We start from the raw sequence: 20200 nt of genomic DNA, 5'->3' as shown, positions 1-20200 counted from the left end.
CGGCGCGGGCACCCCGCCCCGGGACCGGCAGGCGCGGTGCCGGCCTCGGGTCGTCCGGCGGACCCCGGACCGGCAGGTGCGGCGCGGCCCTCGCATCGGCCGGAACGGGCGCCCGGACCGGCAGGCGCGGTGCCGGCCTCGGGTCCTCCGGCGGACCCCGGACCGGCAGGTGCGATGCGGGCCTCGCATCGGCCGGAGCGGGCCCCCGTGCCGCACCGCCCGGTACCGATGGGTGCCCCCGGGACGGCGGGCCGCCCGTTCGTCCGTGGTGGCTGCCCGGCCTCCCGGGGGTCGCTGCGCTCGCCGGCCGATCCGGCGGCCGGGCGCTGCGGCCCGTTGCGAGGCCGCGCGGTACCGGCCGGCCGGGTCTCGCTCAGCGCACGGCCTCCTGGAGGGGACGCGGCGTACGGGTGGGCCGCCCCAGCGCCTGGTCGAGGTCGGCCCACAGGTCCTCCACGTCCTCCAGACCGACGGAGAGCCGCAGCAGGCGGTCGCTCACCCCCGCCCCGCGCCGGTCGTCGGCGTCGACGATGCGGTGGCTGATCGAGGCGGGGTGCTGGATGAGCGTGTCGACGCTGCCGAGGCTCACCGCGGGGGTGACGAGCCGGACCCGGGAGATGACCTCGTGCGGGTCACCGTGCACCTCGAAGGCGACCATCGCGCCCCCGAGCCGCGGATAGCGGACCCGGGCCACGCGCGGGTCGGCGCCGAGCCGCCGGGCCAGCTCGGCGGCGCTCGCCGAGGCGGCCCGTACCCGTACCGGCAGCGTGGACAGGCCGCGCAGGAGCAGGTAGCCCGCCAGCGGATGCAGGACACCGCCCGTGGCGAACCGTATCTGCCGCAGCCGGCCCGCGAACTCCTCGTCGCAGGCGACGACCCCGGCCAGCACGTCGCCATGGCCACCGAGGTACTTGGTGGCGCTGTGCAGCACGAGCCGGGCGCCGTGCTCGGCCGGGCGTTGCAGCACGGGCGTGGCGAAGGTGTTGTCGGCGAGCAGCGGCACGGAACCGCAGGCGTGCGCGACGGCCCGCAGGTCGATCTCGGCGAGGGTCGGGTTGGCCGGCGACTCGACCATCACCAGCCCGGTGTCGGCGCGCAGCGCGTCGGCGATACCGGCCGGGTCGGTCCAGGTGACCTCCGTGCCGAGGAGCCCCGCGGTCAGCAGATGGTCGCTGCAGCCGTACAGGGGCCGTACCGCGACGACGTGGCGCAGGCGTGCCGCGGAGCAGGCGAGGAGGACCGCGCTGAGCGCGGCCATGCCGCTGGCGAAGGCGACCGCGGACTCGGTGCCCTCCAGCCGGGCCAGGGCGGTCTCGAAGCGGGCGACGGTCGGGTTGCCGAGGCGGCCGTAGAGGGGCGGCCCGACGGGGGCGGCGCCGTCGGTGGCGAAGGCGTCGATGCGAGCGGCCTCGGCGCGGCTGTCATAGGAGGGGTAGGTGGTGGACAGGTCGATCGGCGGGGCGTGCAGTCCCTGGCGGGCCAGGTCGTCGCGACCGGCGTGCACGGCTTCGGTGGCCAGGGCTCTGAAGGGGGTGCGTACGTCGTCGTAGGCACGGGTGCTCGCTGTGTCCATGGCCGGAAGGGTGAACATCGGACGGCTGACGGACATCGGAGGCCGTGCTACGTTCGGCCGATGACCGCATCTGTCGTACTGGACCCGGTGGATCTCCATCTGCTGCGACTGCTGCAGAACGACGCCCGGACCACCTACCGTGACCTCGCCGCGCAGGTGGGCGTGGCACCGTCGACCTGTCTGGACCGCGTGGCCCGGCTGCGCCGCTCGGGCGTGATCCTCGGTCACCGGCTACGGCTCGATCCGGCCAAACTCGGACGCGGACTCCAGGCGCTGCTGTCGGTGCAGGTGCGGCCGCACCGGCGGGAGCTGGTCGGGCCCTTCGTGGAGCGGATCCGGGCCATGCCGGAGGCACGGACGGTGTTCCACCTGACCGGACCGGACGACTACCTGGTGCATGTGGCCGTGGCGGACATGGCCGATCTGCAGCGACTGGTGCTCGACGGCTTCACGTCGCGGCGGGAAGTGGCCCGGGTGGAGACCCGGTTGATCTTCCAGCAGTGGGAATGCGGGCCACTGCTGCCTCCCGGCCACGCCGAGAGCTGAATACCCCCTTACGTGGGTGACGCGGTGATCCTCGCCGTACGAGGATGGCCGCATGTCTGAGACCAAGAGCCCGCTTCCCCGTCAGGTCGCCGACGCGTACGTGGACGACCTCATCGCCCTGGACCCGGTCACCGGTACCTACCTCGGTGTGAAGGAGAGTTCGAGCAGGCTGCCCGACTACTCGCCGGCGGGTCAGGAGGCGCTCGCCCAGCTGGCGCGGGCCACCCTCGCGCGGCTGGACGAGGCGGAGCGGCAGCCCGGCGCGGACAGCGACGTCGAGCGGCGCTGCGGGCGGCTGCTGCGGGAGCGGCTGACCGCCGAGCTCGCCGTCCACGAGGCGGACGAGCACCTGAGAGCGGTCGGCAACATGCACACGCCCGGTCACTCGGTGCGGGACATCTTCACGGTCATGCCGGTGCAGACGGACGAGGACTGGACGGCGATCGCCGAGCGGCTGCGCGCCGTCCCGGGCGCGCTCGCGGGCTACCGCGAATCCCTCCAGCTCGGCCTGGACCGCAAGCTGTTCGCGGCGCCCCGGCCCACCGCCACCTTCATCGAGCAGCTCACCGAGTGGACCGACACGGACGGTTCCGGGCGCGGCTGGTACGAGGACTTCGCCGCCGCGGGTCCCGAGGCGCTGCGCACCGAGCTGGACGAGGCGGCGCGGGCGGCGACCGGGGCCCTGGTGGAGCTGCGGGACTGGCTGCGGGACGTGTACGCGCCGGCCGTCGAGGGCGCGCCGAACACGGTGGGGCGCGAGCGGTACGCCCGCTGGTCCCGTTACTTCAACGGCACCGACCTGGACCTGGACGAGGCGTACGCGTACGGCTGGTCGGAGTTCCACCGGATCCTCGGCGAGATGGAGCGCGAGGCGGAGAAGATCCTGCCCGGCGCCGGGACGCCGTGGGTGGCGCTCGCGCACCTCGACGAGCACGGCCGGCACATCGAGGGCGTGGAAGAGGTCCGCGCCTGGCTGCAGGGCCTGATGGACAAGGCGATCGAGGACCTGGACGGCACCCACTTCGAACTCGCCGAGCGGGTGCGGAAGGTGGAGTCGCGCATCGCGCCGCCCGGAGGTGCGGCGGCGCCGTACTACACGGCTCCCTCGGAGGACTTCTCCCGGCCCGGCCGCACCTGGCTGCCGACGATGGGCCAGACCCGGTTCCCCGTCTACGACCTCGTGTCCACCTGGTACCACGAGGGCGTGCCCGGGCACCATCTGCAGCTCGCGCAGTGGGCGCACGTGGCCGAGGACCTCTCGCGCTACCAGGCGACGATCGGCGGGGTGAGCGCCAACGCCGAGGGCTGGGCGCTGTACGCGGAGCGGCTGATGGACGAGCTGGGCTATCTGTCGGACCCGGAGGAGCGGCTCGGCTACCTGGACGCGCAGATGATGCGGGCGGCCCGGGTGATCGTGGACATCGGCATGCACCTGGAGCTGGAGATCCCGGCCGACTCGCCGTTCCACCCCGGTGAGCGGTGGACGCCGGAGCTGGCGCAGGAGTTCTTCGGCGCCCACAGCAGCCGGCCGGCGGACTTCGTGGAGAGCGAGCTGACCCGGTACCTGACCATTCCGGGCCAGGCGATCGGCTACAAGCTCGGCGAGCGGGCCTGGCTGCTGGGCCGGGAGAAGGCGCGCGAGCGGCACGGCGACGCCTTCGACCTGAAGGCCTGGCACATGGCGGCGCTGTCGCAGGGTTCGCTGGGCCTGGACGACCTGGTGGACGAGCTGTCCCGGCTCTGAGCGTCCCGGCAGGGGCCTCCCTCGGTCCGCCCTGATCCGGCCCACCACCGGAGGTCCACCTGCTCCGCTTCGCCTCCGGCGGGGAACCGCGCGGCACCGGCCGCGCGGACCTCGCCGGGCGGCCCACCCCTGTGCGTCCCGCCCGGCCGCACGAGCCTCCGCGGCGTGCCGACCCCTGGGACCACGCCCGGCCGCACCAGCCTCCGCGGCGTGCCGACCCGTGGGACCACGCCCGGCCGCACGAGCCTCCGCGGCGTGCCGACCGGTGTGTCCCCGCTCGGCCGTACGGCCGCCTCCCGGTGGCGCGCGCCGTGGGGAGACCGCTAGCTGGTGCCGGAGACCGACGCGGAGGAGGCGGGCCGGGATGCAGCAGAAGGGGCCGGGGCAGAAGGTGCTCGAGACGCCGCGGGCGGTCGGGCTGGCCGGTGTGGTGTTCGCGCTGCTGCTGGCGGCGGCGATCGTCCTGATCCGGCTGGGAATCCCGCAAGGGGCCGACGCCGTCACCCCCGACTGGTTCACCGACTCCGCACAGCGCGACGCACTGCGCACGGCCCTGGCGCTGGTGCCGTTCGCCGGGATCTTCTTCCTGTGGTTCATCGGCGCGGTGCGCGCGCACGTCGGCGCTGTCGAGGACAAGTTCCTCGCCACCGTGTTCCTCGGCAGCGGGCTGGTCTTCACCGCCACGATGTTCGGTGCCGCGGCAGCAGCCGATGCCGTGCTCGCGGTCGGGCACCCCGCCGGCGCGGTGCCCGGGCTGCCCACCTGGGACTTCGGCCGCCACTTCGCGTACACACTGATGACGGGGTACGCGATGCGGATGGCGGCCGTCTTCGTGTGCTCCATGTCGGTGATCGGCCACCGTCTCGGTGTCCTCCCGCGCTGGCTCACGATCGTGGGCTTCCTCAGCGCCCTGGCGCTGCTCCTCCTGTCGTCGAACGTCGTCTGGGCGGAGCTGGTCTTCCCGGCCTGGTCGCTGCTGCTCAGCGTCCACATCTTCGTGGCGGGCCGCCGCACCGGGATCCGTACCGCCGCCACGTGATCCGCCGCCACGTGCATCCGCCGCCACGTGATCCGCCACCGCGTGGACCCGCCACCGTGTGACGCGGCCCGCGCGGTACCGCCCCTCACCCGAACGGCTCGCCCAGCGCGCGGGCGGACCGGCCCGGCTCCCATGCTGGCGTGCGGGACATGACCGCCGTCCGGAGACGACCGCACGTCACGCGTGGTGGGCACCGGACCTGGCCACCGGAAGGGCGGAGCGTCGATGAGGCTCGTCGTCGATCTCAACAAGTGTCAGGGTTACGCGCAGTGCGCGTTCCTCGCGCCCGATGTCTTCACCATGCACGGCGAGGAGTCACTGCTGTACAACCCCCGGCCGGAGCAGGACCAGCGGGAGCGGGTGGCGCGTGCCGTCGCCGCCTGTCCGGTGCAGGCGATCACGGTCGACGGCCTGGACGGCGCGGGCGGATCGCTGGACGGCTCGGTGGCCGGCTCGGCGCGGGGAGCGGCGGACGGATCGGCGCCGGTGGCCGGCTCCGCCCGGGAGGCGTCCGATGTCCGCTGACCACCTGGCCCGGCTCCGGCGCGAGGGCCGGATCGTGATCGTCGGCGCCTCCCTGGCCGGGCTGCGCGCCGCGGAGACGCTGCGCGCCGAGGGCTTCACCGGTTCGCTCACCATGATCGGTGACGAGCCGTACGAGCCGTACGACCGGCCGCCGCTGTCGAAGGGGGTCCTGCTGGGCAAGGCCTCCCCGCTCCACACCGAACTGCCGCACCGCCGGGAGATCGACGCCAAGTGGCGGCTCGGCGTCCCGGCGACCGGTCTCGACCTGACCGCCAAGCGGGTGCGGCTGGCCGACGGGGACGAGGTGGAGTACGACCGGCTGCTCATCGCGACCGGCGTCCGCGCCCGGCCCTGGCCGAAGGAGGAGGAGGCGCGGCTGGACGGCGTCTGCCTGCTGCGCACCCGGGAAGACGCCGTCGGGCTCTACGACCGGCTGAAGGCGGGACCGCGCAGGGTGTTCGTCATCGGCGCCGGGTTCGCCGGTTCGGAGGTCGCCTCGGCCTGCCGGGAGATGGGCATCTCCGTCACCGTGGCGGAACGCGCGGGCGCCCCGCTGGTGGGCGCGCTCGGCGGGGTGATCGGCGCCGTCGCCGCCGATCTGCAGCTCGAGAACGGCGTGGACCTGCGCACCCGGGTCACGGTGACCTCGCTGGAGGGCGACTCGGCGGGCAGGGTTCGGGCCGTGCACCTGTCCGACGAGAGCGTCGTCGAGGCGGACGTCGTGGTCGTCTCGCTGGGTTCGATGCGCAACACCGAGTGGCTGGCCGGGTCCGGGCTCGGTGCCGGGCCTCGGGGCATCGCCTGCGACGCGGGCTGCCGGGCCTTCGACTTCCGGGGCATCGTGACCGACGACGTCTTCGTCGCGGGTGACGTGGCCCGCTCTCCGCACGCGCTGTTCGGCTACCAGTTCCTGTCGCTCGAACACTGGGGCAACGCCGTCGCGCAGGCGGAGACCGCCGCCCACAACATGATCAGCGAGGGTGAGGACCGGCGGCCGCACCTGTGGGTGCCGGCCTTCTGGTCCTCGATGTTCGGGGTGAACATCAAGTCGGTCGGGGTGCCGCCCATGGGCGAGCAGATCATGATCACGCAGGGCTCGCTGGCCGAGCGCCGGTTCGTCGGCGTGTACGGCCACGAGGGCCGCGTCATCGCCGCGGTGAGCTTCGACAACACACGCTGGCTGGAGTTCTACGAGCGGCAGATCGAACTGGGCGCGCCGTTCCCGGTGGAGTACCCGACGATGGACCGGCGCCCCGAGGGCCGGCAGCCGGTGGACGCCGACTTCCCGGACCCGTCCCTGCCGACCCACGGCCCCATGGTGACCCTCAGCGGCTACTCGCCGGCCGACCAGCAGCTGGTCTTCCATCCCGCCCGCCACTGACCGCCGCCCGGCGCCGACGCTCCAAGGACCTGTCATGTCGCACGACTCGCTTATGCGTCAGATCACCGACTTCGCGAACCGCGCCAACCCGTACCCGGTGTACGAGGAACTCCGCAAGACGCCGGTGCTCCACGAGGAGGAGGGCGGCCCGTACATCATCAGCTCGTACTACGACATCAGGGCCCTGCTCCACGATCCGCGGATCAGCTCCGACGCCGTGAACCTGGCCGCCGCCGGGGACGACCAGCTGGGCCAGGGGGAGGAGACGGGCGGGCTGCCGCCGTCGTTCCTGCGTCTCGACCCGCCCGAGCACGACCGGCTGCGGCGGATCGCCAACAGCGCCTTCGGGCCGCCGCACCGGCCGCGGCGGATCGAGAACATGCGGGGCGAGATGCACCGGATCGTCACCGAGCTCATCGACGGCTTCGGGGACGCGCGCCAGATCGACCTGGTCGACCAGTTCGCCTACCCCTTCCCGGTGACGGTGATCTGCCGGCTGCTCGGGGTTCCCAGGGAGGACGAGCCGCGGTTCCGGGCCTGGGTCGATCCGCTGGTCGCGAGCCTCGACCCCGACACGCGCGAGGGCGGGGACGCCGAGTTCCACAAGAGCGCGCAGGAAGCCCGCATGCAGCTCGGCATGTATCTGGCCGGGCTGGTCGAGCAGCGCACCAGGGAACCACAGGACGACCTGTTGTCCGACCTGGTCGACAGCCGCGGCCCGGAAGGCTCCATGACGATGATGGAGGTGCTCAGCACCTCCGTGCTGCTGCTGATCGCCGGTCACGAGACGACGGTCAACCTGATCACCAACGGCATGCTGACCCTGCTGCGCCACCCGGAGATCCTGCAGCGGCTGCGCACGGACCCCGGCCTCTCGATCAAGATCGTGGAGGAACTGCTGCGCTACGAACCGCCGGTGCAGCTCGTGCCGCAGCGCACGTCCATCACCGACATCGAGGTCCGCGGGGTCAGGATCCCCAAGGGCTCACGCATCTGGCTCGTCCTCGCCGCCGGCAACCGGGACCCGGAGCGGTTCAAGGAGCCCGAGCGCTTCGACCCCGACCGCGACGACATCGAGCACCTCGGGTTCGGCAGCGGCATCCACAGCTGCTTCGGCGCACCGCTGGCCCGCCTCGAGACACAGATCGCCCTGTCCGAGCTGGCCCGGCGGCTGGAGGATCCCCGTCTGGTCGAGGACCCGCCGCCCTACCGGCCCAACGCCGTGCTGCGCGGCCCTCGGCACCTGAACATCGCCTTCGGCGGGCTGCGTTGAGCCTCCGACCGGAGCACGCCGGGTCCGCGGACCGGGCGCGGTCGGCGGGCGTGCCTCCCGGCCCTCACCGCTGCCCCGGCCCTCACCGCTGCCCCGGCCCTCACCGCTGCCCCGGCGGCCACCGGGACACCGACGTCACCCGACGCCGCGCAGCCTGAGCGCCGACCCGGATCTGCCCTTGACGACCTCCAGCTGGGCGTGGATCCGGCGGCGCAGGTCGGGGACGTGGCTGACGATGCCGACGCTGCGGTCGCGTTCGCGCAGGCTGTCCAGGACGTCCAGGACCTCGTCCAGGGTCTGGTCGTCGAGGCTGCCGAAGCCCTCGTCGATGAAGAGGGTGTCCAGGCGGACGCCGCCCGTCTCGTCGGTGACCACGTCGGCGAGGCCGAGGGCGAGCGCGAGGGAGGCGAAGAAGGTCTCGCCGCCGGAGAGGGTGGCGGTGTCCCGCTCCCGTCCGGTCCAGGCGTCGACCACGTGCAGGCCGAGCCCGCTGCGGCCGCGTCCGGTGCGGTCGTCGGAGTGGACGAGGGTGTACCGGCCCGACGACATGCGCTGCAGGCGGACGGTGGCGGCGGCGGCCACCTGCTCCAGCCGGGCCGCCAGCACGTACGACTCCAGGCGCATCCTGCGTTCATTGTCGGCGGACGTGCCGGCGGTGAGGGCGGCGAGCCGGGCGACCCGGTCGTACTCCTCGCGCACCGGGGCGAGGCCGCGTACGGCCGCGGCGGCCCGCGCGGAGAGACGGTCCAGCTCGGCGCAGCAGCGGGCGGCGGCGTCCCGCGCGGAGGCGGCCTCGCGCAGCCGGCGTTCCGCCGTCTGCGCCGTCCGCTCGGCCGCGGCCGGGTCGGCGGGGGCCTGCTGGGCGGCCGCCGCCGTGTCGGCCTCGGCCAGTGCCGCGCGTACGGCGGCCTCCTCGTGCTGCCAGGCGTCCAGGCGGTGCTGCAGTTCGCGGTGGGCGGCGGCGTCCAGGAGGGCGGCGGCCGCGGCCTGGGGGGTCTCGAAGCCGGCCCGGTAGGCGGCGTCGGCGAGCCGGGCGTCGGCGTCCTTCAGACGCTGCGCGGTGTCCGCGGCGGCGCGCACGGCGTCGGCGCACCGGGTGAGCAGCGCCGCCTCCCGCTCCAGCTGCGCGGCCCGTGCGGCCACGCTCTCGGCCGCACCCCGCGCCTGCGTCAACTCCGCCTCCAGCAAGGCCTGTTCGCGCTCCAGGCTTTCGCGCCGGGTGAGCCGGGCGGCGGCGCGGACGGCGGCCTGCTGGCGGTCGGCGAGCCGCTGCTCGCGCTCCTGCTCGGTGTGCCGCAGGTCCTCCTGGGCGGCGTGCAGGGCGGAGGCGTCGCGGCGGGCGCCGGCGTGGTCCCGCTCGAGTTCCTCGGCCTCGGCGGCGAGCCGGGCGGTGGGCGTGTCGCCGGCCTCGGCGGTGGCGGCGGCGAGGGCCTCGCGCAGGACGCCGAGACGCCGTTCCTCCTCGCCGTGCTCCTCCTCGGCGCGCCGGTGGGCGGCGAGGGCGCGGTCCTCGGCCGCGCGGTCGACGTGCCCGGCGTCCTTGCGGGCCGGTGCGGGGTGTTCGGTGGCTCCGCAGACCGCGCAGGGTTCGCCGTCGGTGAGGTGGGCGGCCAGCTCGGCGGCGATGCCGTTCAGGCGCTGTTCCTTGAGGTCGAGCCAGTGGGCGCGCGCGTCGAGGGCGCGCTGCTCGGAGGCGAGTGCCCGGCGCCGTGCCTCCTCCAGGTCCGCGGCGAGCTCGTCCCGGGTGCGGGCGGCGGTGAGGCGGCGCCGCATCGGGTCCCGCTGGACGGCGAGCTGTTCGGCGCGGGTGGCGGCCTCCTGGGCCGCGTCGATGCGGGCCTGCAGCGCCGCCCGGGTGGCGTCCCAGTCGGCGAGCCAGGCGTCGGCCTCGCGCAGGACGTCCTCGTCGGCGCGCTCCTGCCGGCCGAGCCCGGCCCGTTCCTCGCTCAGGTCGGCGAGCCGCTGCTCGGCGCGCCGGGCGGCGTCCAGGCCGCCCAGTTCCTCGGCGGCCCGGCGGGCGGCGGCGGCCAGCCCGCTCGCTCCGTCGTCGGCGCGGGAGCCGGGCAGCGCCGCACGCGCCTGGGACTCCGCCCGGGCGGCCCGCCGGTGTTCCGCCTCGGCGGCCTCGCGCAGTTCCAGAGCGGGTGCGACGGTCTCCGCCTTGCGGGCCCGCTCCATGCGCCGCTGTGCCTCGCGGTGGGCGCCGGCCCGCTCCTGGAGGCGCTCGGCGCGCTGCCGGGCCTCGGCGAACCTGCTCTGCAGCCGCGCGAGTTCGCGGGCGTCCCGCAGGGCCTCCTGCGCCGTGGCGTGGGCGGATTCGGCGGCGCCGAGACGGCAGTGGGCGACGGTGAGGCGTTCGCGTGCCGTGCTGCGGGCGACGGCGGCGGCGGCGAGGACGGCCGCGGCCAGGCCCGGGTCACCGGGGGCCAGCTCGGGCAGCTCCATGGCGTCGCCGGCCTCCTGCTGCATGCGGTGGGCGTCGGCGAGCAGGGCCGCGTCCCCCTCCCGTACGCGTGCCTCGGTGGCGCGCCGGCGTTCGGCGAGACGCTTCTCGACGTCGGCGAACCGCTGGGTGTCGAAGAGGCGGCCGAGCAGCCGGCCGCGGGCCTCGGCATCGGCGCGCAGGAAGCGGGCGAAGTCGCCCTGGGGCAGCAGGACGACCTGGCAGAACTGCTCCCGGCTCATGCCGAGCAGCTGGGTGATCTCCTCGCCGATCTCCTGGTGGGAGCGGCTGCGGTCCTTCCAGACGCCGGCCGGGCCGTCGTACTCGCGCAGCCAGGTCTGGGCCTTGTCGACGGTGGTGCCCTTGCCGCGCAGCTTGGGCCGCTCCCAGGGCGGCTGCCGGGTGATCTCCAGCCGGCGTCCGGCCACGGTCAGTTCCAGGCGGACCTCGGTGCGGGTGCGCGTCTCGGCGTGGTCGCTGCGCAGGTTCATGCCCTGGCCGCTCTGCCGGGCGCCGGGGACGGCGCCGTAGAGGGCGTAGCAGACGGCGTCCAGGACGGACGTCTTGCCGGCTCCGGTGGGGCCGTGCAGCAGGAAGAGGCCGGCGGCGGACAGCGCGTCGAAGTCGACGCGCTGCGAGCCGCCGAACGGCCCGAAGGCGGTCAGGTCCAGCCGGTGCAGCCTCACCGGGCCACCTCCCGCACGGCGTCGTCCGCGCGCACGGCGTCGAAGGCCTCCCGCAGCACGGCCGCTTCCCGCTCGTCGGGGCGGGCGCCACGCACATGGGCGACGAAGTCCTGGGCGATCTGCTGGTCGCTGCGGCCCGCGAGGCGCCTGGCGTACGACACCTGGGGGTCGTCGGGGGCCCGCTCGGGGGCGAAGACCAGGCTGAGCGTGTGCGGGAAGCGCTCGGCGAGCCGGGCCATCGGATCGGCCGGGCGGACCGCGTCGGTGAGGGTGGCCTCGACCCACGCGTCCTCGTGCCGGTCCAGACCGGGGTCGGTGAGCAGGCCGTCCAGGGTGCCGCGGACGCGGGCGAGCGGGCGCGGCACCGGGCAGTCGACGCGCTCGGCGGTGACGGAGCCGTCGGCGCCGAGGTCGACCAGCCACATGCTCTTGCGGTGGCCGGCCTCGGAGAAGGAGTAGGCGAGCGGGGAGCCGGAGTAGCGCACGCGCTCGGTGATCGTCTGACAGCCGTGCAGATGCCCGAGCGCGGCGTAGTCCACCCCGTCGAAGACGCCTGCCGGTACGGCGGCCACTCCCCCGACGGTGATGTCGCGTTCGCTGTCGCTGGCCTCGCCGCCGGTGACGAAGGCGTGGGCGAGGACGACCGAGCGGGTGCCCGGCGCGCGCGTGGCCAGGTCGGCGCGCACGCGGTCCATGGCGGCGCCGAGCACCGCCTCGTGGGCCGCCCCGTCCACCCCGAACTCGTCCTTGACCAGGGCGGGTTCGAGGTACGGCAGGCCGTAGAAGGCGACGGGGCCGTGGGTGTCCGCCAGGACCACCGGAGTGCCGACGGCGGACGGCTCGGTGCGCAGATGGATGCCGGCGCGGTCGATGAGTCCGGCGCCGACGCCGAGGCGGCGGGCCGAGTCGTGGTTGCCGGAGATCATCACCGTGGGCACACCGAGGTCCGCGAGCCGGTGCAGGGCGTCGTCGAACAGCTCGACCGCGGCGAGCGGCGGCACCGCGCGGTCGTACACGTCGCCCGACACGACCACCGCGTCGACCTCGCGCTCGCGCACGGTGGTGACGAGGTGACCGATGAACCCGGCCTGGGCCCCGAGCATGTTCACCCGGTGGAAGGCCCGGCCGAGATGCCAGTCGGACGTGTGCAGGAGTCTCATGATTCCCGAGACTAACGGCCGGGTCCGACATCACGGGCGGTGACTCCGGCTCCCACCCCTCCACCCGGCTCCACCGCCTCCGCCCGTCTTCGTGCCTCGCCGTGTGCCGCCATGGGACTTCATCGACCTCCGCCCGTCTTCGCCCGTCTTCAACCGTCTTAGACCGCCGTCGCCCGTTTCGCCCACCCTCGGGTCTGGGGTCACCGCTCGCCCGCCTCCCTCCCGCTTCCCGCGCGCGACTCGCCCGCGCCGACGGCCCGTTGTGGTCCGGAGGGGTGGGCGAACGCGGCCCCGCAGGTCGCCCGCGGCGATCCCGGAAGTGCCCGGAACCGCCGGCAGTCCCCGGAAGCCCCCAGCGGTCCCCGACAGTGCCGGCGGTCCCCGGCAGTCCCCGGCAGTCCCCGGCGGACGGACGCGTCGCGTGGGAGCCGTCGTCGCCCGCCGCGGACGAAACGTGTTCAAGTCACGCTTGTCGAGCGGGTCATCCTGGATCTAGCGCGCCTATCGGGCATCGATGGCCTTAATGCGGCGACTTTCGGCCAATGTGAGAAGAAGCACTTCCCGGGCTGTCCAGCTCCCCTAGATTGACTGGCCTGTTCAGGCGGTATTTCGGGGGGAACGACATGGATCCGGTGACGGCCGTGGCGGCGGCGGGCGTGGCGCTCGTGGCCAAGGGGGCGCTGGAGACGGCGGGTCAGGAGGCCGGCCGCTCGGGCTGGGCCGGCGGCGCCCGCCTGATCGAACGGATCCGCGCCCGGTTCCGGGGCAACCCGGACGCCGAGGGTGCGCTGGACCGGGTCACCGGCTCCCCCGACGACGAGAGCGCGCAGCAGGCCCTCGAGCGGCAGCTCGCCGCGCAGATGCTGCTCGACCCGGAGTTCGAGGCCGAGGTCCGGCGGCTGGTCGACGAGGCCGTCGCCGCGCAGGGCCGGTCCGGGGCCCAGATCAGCGCCGCGCTCATCAAGAACGCCCAGGTGTTCAACGGCAAGGTCGACGTGCAGGGGAACTGGACGACCTCGTAGGGACACCTCGTCCCGGCCTGTCACCCGGGCCGGCCGCCGTCCCGTCGCCCGGCGGCACGGCGCTTCCCTACCCTCCCCGCGCGCGTGCCCCGATGCGCACGCGCGCGTGCGCCGCGTGCCGGCACGCGGCCGACGGGCACCGTACCGACCGCACCGCAGAGTCGAAGGCCGAAGAGACCAGATCATGAGCGAGGACAGCTCTTTGGAGAGCCCCCGGCCCAGAGCCGGCTCCACGGATCGCGCGGACGGTCCGCCACGGCGCGAGGACACGGAACCCGCCGAACGGGACCCGGGCACCGCCAGACGGGATCCGGACGCCGACAAGGACAGGTCCGAAGCCGGCAAGGACGGCCCGGCGCGGGACACCGAGTCCCCGCGCACGGACGCGGAGGAGCACGACGGGCCGGTCAGCGAACGGGACGCGCTGCGTTCACTGGCCGAGGGCAGCGGCCGGGACGACGCCGAGCGTGCCGAGGCGCTGCGCGCCGGAGCCCTCGCCGACGAGATCGCCCGGCGGCTGAGCGACGACGCCTCCGGGACCCGCATCGGCACACTGGCGCTGTTCAACGCGGACGTGAGCTTCGGCGGCGGCTTCCACCCGGGCGGCGCCCACGTGGGCGGTGTCCCCACCGGCGGCGCACGGTCCGGCGGGCCGTCCGTGCTCGCCATGGACGTGACCGACATCGCCGACCACACCGAACTGTTCGTCGCGCCGGAGGGCTACGGCGAGGCTCTGGACGCCCTGTGCGAGCGGCGGGTGCTGGTGCTCACCGCCACGCCGGGCAGCGGCCGGGAGGCCGTCGCCGTGAACCTGCTCGGGGAGGCGCTCGCCATGGACGGCGACGGCGCGGGCTGCCACCGGCTGCTGACGCCCGCCGCGGTGCTCGACGCGGGCTGGGAACCACCCGTGAAGAACTCCGGGTACCTGGCCGCGCTCGACGACGGGCCGGCCGTCGACGAGACGTTCGGCTCCGCCTTCCTCGGCGGGCGCTCCCACGGCTCGGCCCGCTGGGCCGCGGTCGTCGCCGCCCTGCGCGTCTCCGGCTCCTTCCTGGTCCTGACCGGCGGCCACGACCTGGACGTCCTCGCGGCCGGCCCGGGCGGCGACCAGGTGGCCCGGCATGCCCTCGTCCCGGTCGACCCGTCGGCCATCGTGGAGCGGCGGGTGCTCGGCCACGGGGCCGGCGCGGACGCCCAGGCCGACCTGCGGGCACTGCTGGAACGCACCGGCGCCGCGGCGGCCCTGCGGGAGCAGCCCGCGGCCCGGAACGCCGCCCGGCTGGCCTCCGTGATCCGCGCGGACGGCGATGTGAGCGCCGAGGTGGCGCGGTTGCGCGACCCGAGCGAGCAGGTGCGCGCCTGGTTCCACCGGTACCGGGCGCCGGACGCGGTCGCCTTCGCCCTGGCGGCGGCCGCGCTGGAGGAGTGCGGCTACCTCACCGTCGCGGACGCCGCGGTGAGGCTGCGCGCGGCGCTCGTCGCGCCCGAGCCCTGCCCGCCCGACCTCAGGTTCGGGGACCGGCTGGGACACGAACAGCAGTGGATCCGGCTCGACCTGCCCGCCGAGGGCGGCTTCGCGCCGCCCCGTGTGCGGTTCCGCAACGCGCTGCTGGGGCAGGTCATCCTGTCCTACGCCTGGAATCTGCTGGACGGGCGCCGCGAGGCCGTACTGGACTGGCTGCGCGGCCTGCTGCACCACCGGGACCTGGAGGTGCGCGCCCGGGCCTCGGTCGCGGCGGGTGTGCTGGCGCTGGCCGATCCGCACTACGCGGTGCACCGCTTCCTGACGGCCTGGGCGGGCAGCACCTCCTGGCCGCTGCGGCAGGCCGCCGCGACGGCCCTCGGCGTGGCGGGCAGCCGGCCGGAGACGGCGGACGCGGTGTGGGACCTGCTCCACGAGTGGGCGCGGGGCGACTCCTCCGCCCACCGGCGCCGGCTGGCCGGCACCGCGGCGAACGCGGTGGGCGGGCTGCTCGGCCGTACGGCGCCGGACCGGGCCGTGGCCGTCCTGCGCAGCGCACTGGACCGGGGGGACGACTGGGGGACGCTGCCGTCGGTGGCCTGGGGCGGCGTCCATCTCGTCCACCAGGGGCAGACGGCCGCGGTGCTCCAGGCCTATCTGGACTGGTCCGAGCCGCAGGACCTGTCCCCCATGGTCGTCAAGTCGCTGTCGGCGTTCGTGTTCGCAGTGTCCCAGCCGTACGAGGAACCGGTCGGCGACACCACCGGCGGCCGCGGGGACACGCCGGTGCCCGGTGTGCCGGTCCTGCTGAGCGAACTGCCCCGGCACCACGAGCGGATGACCGAACTGTGGGCGCGCGCCCTGGCCCGCCGGCCGGTGCAGGACTCCGCGCTGGAAGCCCTGCACACGTGGATCGACGAGTACGCCGCCAAGAGCCCCGGCTCCCTCGACGCCGTCGCGGCACTGCTGATCTCGGTGGCCTGCCGGCCCGGACGGCACCGCGAGCGGCTCACCTGGTGGCTGGAGAAGTGGGCTCGCGACCGTGAGAAGCCCTCGGCGGGCGCCGCCCGCCTGCTGCGCAGCCTCGACCGCGCCCGGTGACACCCACCGCACCGGCGTCATCCCCGACAGCACTGGAAGGAAAGGGGGGGACATGCAGGAACAGACCTACGACCCGGTCCTGAGCAGCGACGACGTACCCAAGTGGCGGCTGGTGAACCCGCTGCGACCGCCGGCTCCCGGCCGCGCTCTGGTCCTCGTACGGGACAGCGGGCCGTCGCTGACGATCCGCAGCGGGGAGGAGATCCCGTCGTCGCGGTTCGGGGCCTACCGCAGCGTGGTCACCGTCGACATGACGGAGCACCGGCTGATCCTGGACATCCCGCTGCTCAGCCGTGACCCCACGTTCTCCTTCCGCAGCCGGGTCGACCTCGTGTGCCGGGTCGCCGACCCCGCCGAGGTGGTCGCCCGCGGCATCCGGGACATGAGCGGCGCGCTCTACGGCTATCTGCGCAAGACGCTGCAGTCGGTCGCCCGGGACTACGACATCGCCGAGTTCCACGAGACGGAGATGGCGCTCAACGCGGCCCTCGCCCGGTTCAGCGGCGACGACGCCATCCGGCTGCGCAACATCCAGACGGAACTCCTCGTCGACGAGGACGAGATCGCGGGCAGCGGGCGTGAGTTCCGGGACGTCGTGCGCGAGACCCGGCTGGAGGGCATGCGCCGCAGACGGCACCTGGACATGATCCGCGAGGAGGGCGTCGACGGCCTCATCGCCGGGATCATGGAGAAGGAGGGCCCGCGTGCCGCGCTCGCCTGGATCGAGAAGGGCGAGGCGGAGAAGCGGGAGGTCCGGCGCGAGGTGATGCGCATGGTCCTGGAGCGCGGCGACGCGGACCGGGAGCCCTTCGAGCAGGCGGAGCTGGAGCGCGCCGTGCTGGAGGAGGTGCTCCGTGACGGCGACGGGCTGTTCGAGACGGCCACCGGACGCGGACGGCTGCACGGCAGCCTCGCCCGCGCCCTGGAGCCGGGCGCCGGCGACGGAGACCGCGACCGCGACCGCGACCGCGACGAGGGTCGGGGCGAGCGCGACCGGGACGAGTATCCGGGCGGGCGCGGCGGCGCACGCGAGCCGCTCAAGGGCGAGGTGCTGCGCGGCCGCGACGACGGTGCCCCGGGCCCTGCCCCGAGGCCGCGCCCGTGGGACGAGCGCGGCCCGTCCCGCCCGCGGCTGTCCGGCACCGGCGGTCGCCGCTCCGGGCCGGCCGGGGACGCGGGACCGCCCGAGGACGAACCGCTGCCCGGCCCCACGGACGAACGGACCGGCACCCGCGGCACGGGCTACGGCCACCGCGACGACCGCCGCACCGAACGCGGGAGCGCGGACCGTCCCGGCGGCCGCGGCACCGAAGCCCGGACGGCCGGCGACCGGGCGGCCGACGACCACGGCACAGGGAGCCGGACCACCGACGGCCGCCGGACCGAACACGGCACGGACCGGCCCGAAGACGGGCGGGGCGCGTACGGCGCGGGGAGCCCGGCGGTCGGCGGCCGGGGCGACGACAGCGGCGCCGGGCGGCCCGCCGACGGCTCCGCACCGAAGGTGAGCCGGGTGCGCGGGACCGCCAAGAGGCACCGTCCGGACACCTCCGGCAGCAGCGGGGAGCGGCGATGACAGGCCATCAGGACCCCATGGGACGGCCTCCGGCCCGTACCGGCACGCCGCCGGGGCATGCGTCCGTACCGGCCCGGACGCATACGCAGGCGGAGTACCCGCCCGGTCCGTACGCGCCGTGGCACGGGCCCGGCGTCCAGCCGCCGGTCCCGTCCGCCCGTGAGCCGCGCCCGGCCGTCGCGGTCCCACCGGCCCCGCCGGAGGGACCGGACGGACCGGCCGCACCGGACGGACCGGCCGTACCGACCGCACCGGACGGCGCCTCGGCCCGCCGGTCCGTGCCGCAGCGGATCTGGTGTGTCGACCACGACCGGATGGGGCTGCTGGCCATGTCCGTGTGGACCGAGCGGGTGCCGGGCCGCGGCGAGGACGCGGAGCCGTTCGTCGCCTACCACCTGGGCAGCGACCAGGGCATGCTCGCCGTCTTCGACGGTTCGGGCGGCGCCGGCGCCGCCCCCGTGTGGCAGGCGGGCGACGGGCAGAGCCGCACCAGCGCCTGGGTGGGGGCCCGGGTGGCCCGGCTGGCCACCGACGTCTGGTTCCACGACGTCGCGGCGGACGGGGAACCGGCCACGCCGGAGACGCTGCGGGAGTACCTCCGCTTCTTCCTCGGCTACGCCCCGCAACGCCGGAGCAAGATCAGCGGCACCATGCGCCGTCAGCTGCCCACCACGCTGGCCGCCGTGCACTACCGCCTGGCCGGCACGCGGGAGCATCCGGAGCTGGAGCTGCGACCGCTGTGGGCCGGTGACTCGCGCGCGTACGTACTCCGCTCCCGCCACGGCCTGCAGGTGCTCACCCGCGACCACACCCGGGAGAGCGACGCCCTGGAACTGCTGCGCTCGGACCCGCCGATGACCAACCTGGTGTGCGCGGACCGGGAGTTCGAGATCGACGGCCGCAGCCTGAAGCATCCGCTCCCCTGTGTGCTGGTGGCCGCGACCGACGGGTTCTTCGGCTACGTGCACACGCCGGCCGACTTCGAGACACTGCTGCTGCGCACCCTGCACCAGGCGGGCACCGTCGAGGAATGGGCCGACCTCGTCCGCCGGGAGGTGCAGGCCTACACCGCGGACGACGCCTCGCTCGCCGTCGTGGCGCTCGGCTACCGGGGATTCAAGGACCTGCGCGAACAGTTCGCCGCACGTCTGGACGAGCTGACCGAACGCTACGTCCGCACCCGGCCGCGCGGCCTGGACCGTCCCGCCGGCCCGGCCGGCGAGACGGGACCCGGTCCGGCACACGCACCGGACGAGCCCGGTGACCTCCCGGCCCGGGTGCGCGCGTGGCAGGACAGCACCTGGCACGCCTACCGGGCCGGCTACGAGACCCATCTGCCCCCTGCACTCGAGGAGCGCGCATGAAGAAGGGCGATGTCATCGGGGGCTACCGCATCAGCAGCGAGCCCACGAACGCGGGCGGCGGCAAGTGCATGTGGGCGTTCGCCGAGAAGGGCGGCACCCAGTACTTCGTGAAACGGTTCCTGGAACCCAAGCGGCCCCGTGACGACGCGGCGGACTCGCCGAGCGTACGGATTCGGCGGCAGCTGGCCCGCGAGTTCGAGCAACGGCACCGCACCATCATGGAGCGGCTGCGCCCGGACGCCCGGGGCGGCGGCAACCTGGTGCTGGCCACCGGCTTCTTCCACGAGGGCAGTACCTACTACAAGGTCACCGAGCGGATCGACACCTCCAGCCTGGAGAAACCGCAGACCCTGGAACCCCGCAACAAGATGGTGCTGCTCAAGACCCTGGGCAACAGCCTCAAGCAGCTGCACGACATCGACGTCGTGCACGGCGACCTCAAACCGCTGAACGTCCTGGTGCAGAAGCGGGACGGTGCCGCGTTCCACACGGCGAAGCTCATCGACTTCGACGACTCCTACGTCTCGGGCAAGCCACCGGAGCCCGACGACATCGCGGGCGACTCGGTGTACGGCGCACCCGAGTGGCGCCGCTACATGCAGCGCGAGGACGCGGTGGGCCCCCAGCACCTGACCTGCGCGGTGGACGTGTTCGCGCTGGGACTGATGACCCACCTGTACCTGACGGGCGAACTGCCGCACCACGACAAGCGGTACGGCTCCCCGGCCGACGCCGTCAACGCGGGCGAGCGCCTCGACCTGGACACCCGGCTGTCGGACGAGATGCTCGGTCTGCTGCGCGCCATGACCACCCGCGCCCCGGGCGGCCGGCCACGGATCACGACGTTCCTGAAGACGCTGTCCGACCCGCGGGTGTGCGCCCTGCAGCACCGGCGTCCGGGGACCGGCAAGAGCAAGTCCCCGGCGGCGAAGCCACCTTCGGCCGCCGAGCCGGCGAAACCGTCGGCTCCCGGCCGGCGCACCAGCCGGATCAAGGCCAAGAACCTCACGCCCACCTCTGCGTCCACGCCCCGCCCCCGGCCCGCGACGGCACCGCCGGAGCCGCCGGGCACCGCCGCGGGAGCCGGCAGACCCGCGCCCCGGGCAACCTCCGCCACGCCCGAGACGCCCCCGGCACCCACCCCACCTCCGACACCCGCGGCGCCCGACGCGCCCGCGACGCCGCCGGCCGCCGGGGCCCCGGCGGAACGCAGCTCCCGTGTCCGCATCAATCTCGGCGGCCGGCGCCCGCGCCCCGGCTCGTCCTGACCCCGGCCGGCCCACCGGCGGCCGACGTGTCCCGCCC

The 20200-nt window shown here is 74.8% G+C and carries 14 protein-coding genes; 11 read left to right on the top strand and 3 right to left on the bottom strand.

Features of this window, described 5'->3' with window-relative positions; all coding sequences use genetic code 11:
- Positions 1–373: 373 nt before the first annotated feature.
- Complete coding sequence (locus tag ABVB68_RS15440) at positions 374–1573, bottom strand: trans-sulfuration enzyme family protein (RefSeq protein ID WP_353601576.1); 1200 nt, start codon at positions 1571–1573, stop codon at positions 374–376.
- Between the two features lie 60 nt (positions 1574–1633).
- Between ABVB68_RS15440 and ABVB68_RS15435 the strand changes: the two genes are divergently transcribed.
- From ABVB68_RS15435 to ABVB68_RS15410, 6 genes are all read left to right on the top strand, one after another.
- On the top strand, positions 1634–2119 hold the full coding sequence (locus ABVB68_RS15435; protein ID WP_353601575.1) for an Lrp/AsnC family transcriptional regulator: 486 nt from the start codon (positions 1634–1636) through the stop codon (positions 2117–2119).
- A 52-nt stretch (positions 2120–2171) separates the two neighbouring features.
- The gene (locus ABVB68_RS15430; RefSeq protein WP_353601574.1) at positions 2172–3863 is read left to right on the top strand and encodes a DUF885 domain-containing protein; all 1692 of its coding nucleotides are present in this window, start codon (positions 2172–2174) and stop codon (positions 3861–3863) included.
- A gap of 364 nt (positions 3864–4227) precedes the next feature.
- Positions 4228–4902 (top strand): hypothetical protein, encoded by a 675-nt coding sequence (locus ABVB68_RS15425; RefSeq protein WP_353601573.1) that lies wholly within the window; start codon positions 4228–4230, stop codon positions 4900–4902.
- Between the two features lie 225 nt (positions 4903–5127).
- Positions 5128–5427, top strand: coding sequence for a ferredoxin (locus ABVB68_RS15420; protein ID WP_353601572.1), 300 nt, complete (start codon positions 5128–5130; stop codon positions 5425–5427).
- Positions 5417–6808, top strand: a complete 1392-nt coding sequence (locus tag ABVB68_RS15415; protein ID WP_353601571.1) for an NAD(P)/FAD-dependent oxidoreductase — start codon at positions 5417–5419, stop codon at positions 6806–6808. The genes ABVB68_RS15420 and ABVB68_RS15415 overlap by 11 nt, the downstream gene beginning before the upstream one ends.
- 34 nt (positions 6809–6842) lie before the next feature.
- Positions 6843–8081 carry a cytochrome P450 gene (locus ABVB68_RS15410; protein ID WP_353601570.1) on the top strand — a complete coding sequence of 413 codons (1239 nt, stop codon included), beginning with the start codon at positions 6843–6845 and terminating at the stop codon, positions 8079–8081.
- A 135-nt stretch (positions 8082–8216) separates the two neighbouring features.
- Here the strand turns inward: ABVB68_RS15410 and ABVB68_RS15405 are convergent, their stop codons facing one another.
- Together ABVB68_RS15405 and ABVB68_RS15400 are read right to left on the bottom strand one after the other, a co-directional pair.
- Positions 8217–11210 carry an AAA family ATPase gene (locus tag ABVB68_RS15405; RefSeq protein ID WP_353601569.1) on the bottom strand — a complete coding sequence of 998 codons (2994 nt, stop codon included), beginning with the start codon at positions 11208–11210 and terminating at the stop codon, positions 8217–8219.
- Positions 11207–12370, bottom strand: coding sequence for an exonuclease SbcCD subunit D (locus ABVB68_RS15400; protein WP_353601568.1), 1164 nt, complete (start codon positions 12368–12370; stop codon positions 11207–11209). Before ABVB68_RS15400 ends, ABVB68_RS15405 begins: the two co-directional genes overlap by 4 nt.
- Positions 12371–12993: 623 nt before the next feature.
- On the opposite strand from ABVB68_RS15400, the gene ABVB68_RS15395 reads away from it, so the two are divergent.
- The 5 genes from ABVB68_RS15395 (at position 12994) to ABVB68_RS15375 (ending at position 20163) form a co-directional block, all read left to right on the top strand.
- Positions 12994–13392 (top strand): hypothetical protein, encoded by a 399-nt coding sequence (locus ABVB68_RS15395; protein ID WP_353601567.1) that lies wholly within the window; start codon positions 12994–12996, stop codon positions 13390–13392.
- A gap of 184 nt (positions 13393–13576) precedes the next feature.
- Entirely contained in the window at positions 13577–15955 is a 2379-nt protein-coding gene (locus ABVB68_RS15390) for a hypothetical protein (protein ID WP_353601566.1), read from the top strand.
- A 52-nt stretch (positions 15956–16007) separates the two neighbouring features.
- Positions 16008–17531, top strand: a complete 1524-nt coding sequence (locus tag ABVB68_RS15385; RefSeq protein WP_353601565.1) for a hypothetical protein — start codon at positions 16008–16010, stop codon at positions 17529–17531.
- The gene (locus ABVB68_RS15380) at positions 17528–18895 is read left to right on the top strand and encodes a PP2C family protein-serine/threonine phosphatase (RefSeq protein ID WP_353601564.1); all 1368 of its coding nucleotides are present in this window, start codon (positions 17528–17530) and stop codon (positions 18893–18895) included. Before ABVB68_RS15385 ends, ABVB68_RS15380 begins: the two co-directional genes overlap by 4 nt.
- On the top strand, positions 18892–20163 hold the full coding sequence (locus ABVB68_RS15375) for a protein kinase domain-containing protein (RefSeq protein WP_353601563.1): 1272 nt from the start codon (positions 18892–18894) through the stop codon (positions 20161–20163). Before ABVB68_RS15380 ends, ABVB68_RS15375 begins: the two co-directional genes overlap by 4 nt.
- Positions 20164–20200 lie beyond the last annotated feature (37 nt).

This window comes from Streptomyces sp. NPDC096012, assembly GCF_040426375.1.
Taxonomy (GTDB): Bacteria; Actinomycetota; Actinomycetes; order Streptomycetales; family Streptomycetaceae; genus Streptomyces.
Note: the sequence above shows the minus strand (reverse complement) of the source record. Positions and strands in the feature narration are given on the sequence as shown.